A 4,492-nucleotide genomic window follows, 5' to 3' on the forward strand; every position below is an offset into this window, starting at 1 on the left:
GTGAGGAAGCCAGCGGCAAGGACTACCACCTGACGTTGGTGTATCCGAAGGACGCCGGGCCGGAAGGCAATGTCTCGGTACTGGCACCGATCGGCTGCGCCTTGCTGGGGCTTTCGGTGGGCGAGCAGATCGACTGGCCGGCGCCGGGGGGCAAGACCCTCAAGCTGAAGCTGCTGGAAGTGGAATACCAGCCGGAAGCGGCGGGCGATTTCGACCTGTAAGGGCCAGAGGGGCCGCTCTGCGGCCCATTCGCAGCACAAGGCTGCTCCTGCACGGGATCGCGTACCCCTGTAGGAGCGGCCTTGTGTCGCGAAAGGGGTGCAAAGCACCCCCGGCGCTTCAGGATCCCTGCGCCAAAACCTGCTCCAACCCCTCATTCAACGCCTGCTCCAGCACCCGCTTGTAGCTCAGGTAAACCTGCGTCGCCCCCAACCGGTCGTCCAGCAACTCGGACAAGTCCAGGTCGGTGATATAGCACCGGTACAGCGCCCCGCCACGCCGCTGCCCGATGATCTGCCGGGCCACCACTGCATACAACTGCTCGCCATGCTCCAGCCCGGAAAACTCCTGCTGGTCGCAATACAGCGTGACATGAGCAGCGCCCGCCACGCCGGCCTGGATGATGGCCTGGACCTCGTAGTAAGGCTGGTCGCTGCCTTCGACTGGTGCCGGCCGCGGTTCGATGCTGCGGGCCTTGCCAGGGCCGGAGGGCAGCAGTTGCGCATAGTGGATATCCAGCGCGGCCGAGTGCAGGTTGTCCAGCGGCAGCCGGGCATCGCGGCGCATGACCACCGAGCGCAGAAACCGCTGCAGCGGCAGCAGCAGGTGGGCTTCGTCGTGCAGGGGCAGGCGTTGCTGCCACAGCGCATTGTGTTCATCCAGCACATACACGTCGGCCCAGCCATCCTGCAGGCGGTAGAACACCTGTATGCAGGATGGCCGGCCTTGCTCCAGCACCTGGCGCAAATCGTTGTCCTGCAGGGCGTGGGCATCCAGGTACAGAGGGCTATAAGCGCTGCGCTCCTCACCCAGGTGAGTCAACAGCGCCTCATGCTCGGCCAGAGTCGTCAGGCTGACATGCCCGGGCAGCAGTTCCAGTACATGGGTGTGCTGGGCCACCTGTAGCAGGTAGCGGTGGTCGAGGCCTTGGGCCAGCAGTAGTTGCACGGTGTCGAATATTTCCTCCACGCGCTGGCCGATGGCGTGGGCGCGGCTGGGGCAGAAGCAGCGGACCCGCACCCGTGGCCGGTGCCCGTGCGGCATCGGGCTGTTGAGGAAGTCGCGCAGGCAGCGTACCAGCGCATGCGCGCCCTCATAACGCTGCACCAGCACCTCGTTCCAGCTGTTCAGGGTGACCTGGTCCAGGGTCAATACCAGGTTTTCGCGCGTGCCTGCGTAGCTCAGCGAGTCGGTGCGCTCGGTGGTCATCAGGATGTTCAGGTCGCGGTGGTGGCGCAGCGGATCGAGGGCGACGTTGACCAGTAGCAACACCTCGTCGGCGACGCTGGGCTGCAGCAGGCGCACTTCGCTCACCGTCGGCAGGGGTAGGGGGATGCTCTGCTGCAGGCAGCCGACCAGGCTGAACAGCTCGAACTCGCTGAGGTCGCTGACGCCGGGGTGCAATGCCAGGCGCGTGCTGCTGTCGATCACGCCGTTGCGATGGGCCCAGGCCAGCAGCTCCAGCAGCTCGCGGCAGCGCTTTATCGGGCTGAAGTGTTGCACCTCGTGGGTGCTCAGGTTGCCGCTGTACAGTTCCCAGTGATGGCTGCCCGGCTCCTTGCGGTTGGGCTGCTGGACCAGGGTCAGGGTGCCTTCGGCGAGGTCCGGGGCAATCCCGGGGTTGATTACTTCGACCTTGCCGGCACGGCGTTCGAACGCGGCGTACAGGCGCCGGCCCAGCACATTGAGGTCACGCTGGTCGGCGCGGCTGCTGGCGTTCTGGTTGCGGGCGAACTGGCTGAGGAAGCGGTAGCTGTGGTTCAACTCGGCCACCAGTTCGCGGCGTTCGACGGCGACCTGCTGCACTTTCCATTGGCTGCGGCTGTCCAGCAGGGCCAGCTGGCGCTCGTCCCAGCCCCACTCATCGGCCAGGCGCTGCAGCAGCCGGCGTTGCCAACCATTGCTGCGGCCTTGGTCGCTGAGCTTCTTGTTCACCTTCAGGTACAGGCTGCGCCGCACCAGTTCCAGCCGTGCGGGCTCGCCACGTGCCAGCAGGTAGCGCTCGATGCGTCGGTACACCATCACGTAGGGGTCCAGCTCATCGAGGTCGAGCCGATTGGCAAATACCGCCTGCTTGTAGTCCAGGCTCAGGCAACGCACCGCAGGGTGTTCACTGGCGTAGGCTTCGGTCAGCAGCAACTTGAGCAGTGACTTGTAGGGTGAGTCGATCCCTTTGAACAGTTGCCACAGCCCGGCACCGACGAATTCGCCGGGCGGAATGTGCGCCAGGTTGCCCAGGTCCAGAGCGTCCTGGCTGCGGATGAAGCGCTTGGACAGCAGGGTCTGGGTGTATGCGTGATAGTTGTGTTCCTGGTACACCGGCACCAGCCACCACAACGGTGTGCGCCCGGCCAGCCACAGGGTGGTGCGATAGAACTCGTCCAGCAGCAGGTAGTGCTGGGTGGTGCCGCAGTCGTCGGAGCCAAGCTGGCCATCACGCTGACCTTGGGCAAACCCCTGCGTATCGATCAGGAAGAAATGCGCCTCGGCGCCAAGGCTCGCCGCCCATGCCTCCAGTAACTGGCATTTGCGGCGCAGCTCTTCCAGCAGTTGCCCTGGAATGCCGGGCGCATGGCACACCCACAGGTCCATGTCGCTTTGTTCGGCCTGGGCCAGCGAGCCCAGGCTGCCCATCAGAAACAGCCCGTGGATCGGGGATGGCGGGCTGCCATGGCGGGCCTTGTAGGTAAACGAACGCGCCAGGCGCTGGGCCTCTGCAACCAGATCGGCGCTTGGCTGGTAACCCGATACACCCGCAGGGGTGCTGCCGGACACGTAGCCAGGCAAGAGCGGGTGGTTTACATGAAACAGCAGAGGTAACAGCGTCAGCACTTGTTGCTGGCGGGTAGACAAGCCTTCCATTGCCCGCTGCAACCGCCCCTGGTTGAGTTGCAGGAAGCGCGAGCGCAATGTCGCCAGGACCTTGCGGTCGATGCCTTGGTCCAGGTCGGGGCGGATCTCGTGAGGGTGGTTCATTGCGCACTCGGGCAGGCTTGTGGAGCAGTGGCGAGTTTAGCCTGAGTGATGAGGTCGGATAAGCGGCAATTGAAATATTGGCGCCATTTTCCCAACGCCCTGGCGGCGATGCTCCAGCTTTTGCTGCGCTTGAGGCATGATGGTGCCTTGCCCAGATGGAGAGGTTTCCGATGCGTGTATGGATCGATGCCGACGCTTGCCCCAAGGCGGCCAAGGATCTGATCGTCAAGTTCGCCCTCAAGCGCAAGTTCGAGGTGGTGATGGTGGCGGGCCAAGCCGTGGCCAAGCCGGCCTTCGCGATTGTGCGGCTGATTGTTGTACCCAGCGGTATGGACGCAGCGGACGACTACTTGGTCGAGCACGCCGTGCCCGGCGAGCTGGTGATTTGCAGTGATGTGCCGCTGGCTGACCGCCTGGTGAAAAAGGGCGTGGCAGTGCTGGACCCGCGTGGGCGTGAGTTCGATGAGCGCAACATGGGCGACCGCCTGGCGGCGCGCAACCTGTTCACCGACCTGCGTGAGCAGGGCCAGGTAGGGGGAGGGCAGGCGACCTATGGTGAGCGCGACAAGCAGGCATTTGCCAATGCGCTGGACCGGATCATTTCGCGCCTGTCCAGATCTGAGCCGTGACGCGATCCCTGTAGGAGATTACCCAGCCCATTGGGCTGCGCTGTCGCGCAGAGAACTGATGCCGGGGGCTCCGCGTACCCTTTGGGAGCGGGCGCGCCCGCGAAGAATCCAACGCGGTGCATGGCACCGGCTGCGCCGGTGTTCGCGGGCACTCCCGCTCCCACAGGGTCCCTGCTAACTCAGTAAGTTATGTGCAGTTCCATGAGAGCGGGCGTACCAGGCTTATTCGTGGGTCAGCTCCAGCACCCGGTCCACCAGCTTGTAGATCCCGCCCGCCGCTTCGCTGATCGACTTGGCCTCCATGTATGCCGGGGTGCTCACCAGCTTGCGCTGGACGTCTTCGACAATGTCATGCACATCGCATTCTTCATGGGTGCCGCCCATCTTGACCACCGCGTCGGCAGTGCCCGCATCCTTGCCGATGGTGCACACCACGCCCGGCCCGTAGATCTTCGCCGCCAGCGCTGGCGAGATGCAGATCAGGCCAACCGGCTTGCAGGCATCGGCGAAGGCTTCGGCCAGGGCCAGCACGTCCGGGTTGACGCTGCAGTTGGTGCCCTCCACGGCAAAATTGGAGAGGTTTTTCGCCGCCCCGAAACCGCCCGGTACAATCAGCGCATCGAAGTCTTCGGCCTTCGCCTCGCGAATGTCCTTTACCTCGCCGCGGG

The 4,492-nt window shown here is 64.4% G+C and carries 4 protein-coding genes; 2 read left to right on the top strand and 2 right to left on the bottom strand.

The features are described from left to right. Nucleotides 1-221, top strand: a 221-nt coding sequence (locus HP547_RS27520; RefSeq protein WP_172288592.1) for a GreA/GreB family elongation factor, incomplete at its 5' end; no start/stop codon positions are given. 118 nt (nt 222-339) lie between these two features. Here HP547_RS27520 and HP547_RS27525 read toward each other — a convergent pair. After that, nucleotides 340-3,195: a class I adenylate cyclase gene (locus HP547_RS27525; protein WP_172219278.1), complete on the bottom strand. Its 2,856-nt coding sequence runs from the start codon at nt 3,193-3,195 to the stop codon at nt 340-342. A gap of 170 nt (nt 3,196-3,365) precedes the next feature. Between HP547_RS27525 and HP547_RS27530 the strand changes: the two genes are divergently transcribed. Continuing rightward, nucleotides 3,366-3,824 carry a YaiI/YqxD family protein gene (locus HP547_RS27530; protein ID WP_172219276.1) on the top strand — a complete coding sequence of 153 codons (459 nt, stop codon included), beginning with the start codon at nt 3,366-3,368 and terminating at the stop codon, nt 3,822-3,824. Between the two features lie 222 nt (nt 3,825-4,046). Here the strand turns inward: HP547_RS27530 and elbB are convergent. Beyond that, nucleotides 4,047-4,492: isoprenoid biosynthesis glyoxalase ElbB (gene elbB, locus HP547_RS27535; protein WP_172288594.1), on the bottom strand; the 446-nt coding region annotated here is incomplete at its 5' end.

Origin of the sequence: Pseudomonas sp. CM27 (assembly GCF_013179515.1) — a bacterium.
Lineage (GTDB): Bacteria > Pseudomonadota > Gammaproteobacteria > Pseudomonadales > Pseudomonadaceae > Aquipseudomonas.

Excerpts from the sequence above, each read along its gene's own strand:
- HP547_RS27525 (WP_172219278.1), bottom strand. The coding sequence starts at position 3,195 with ATGAACCACCCTCACGAGATCCGCCCCGACCTGGACCAAGGCATCGAC.
- HP547_RS27530 (WP_172219276.1), top strand. The coding sequence starts at position 3,366 with ATGCGTGTATGGATCGATGCCGACGCTTGCCCCAAGGCGGCCAAGGAT.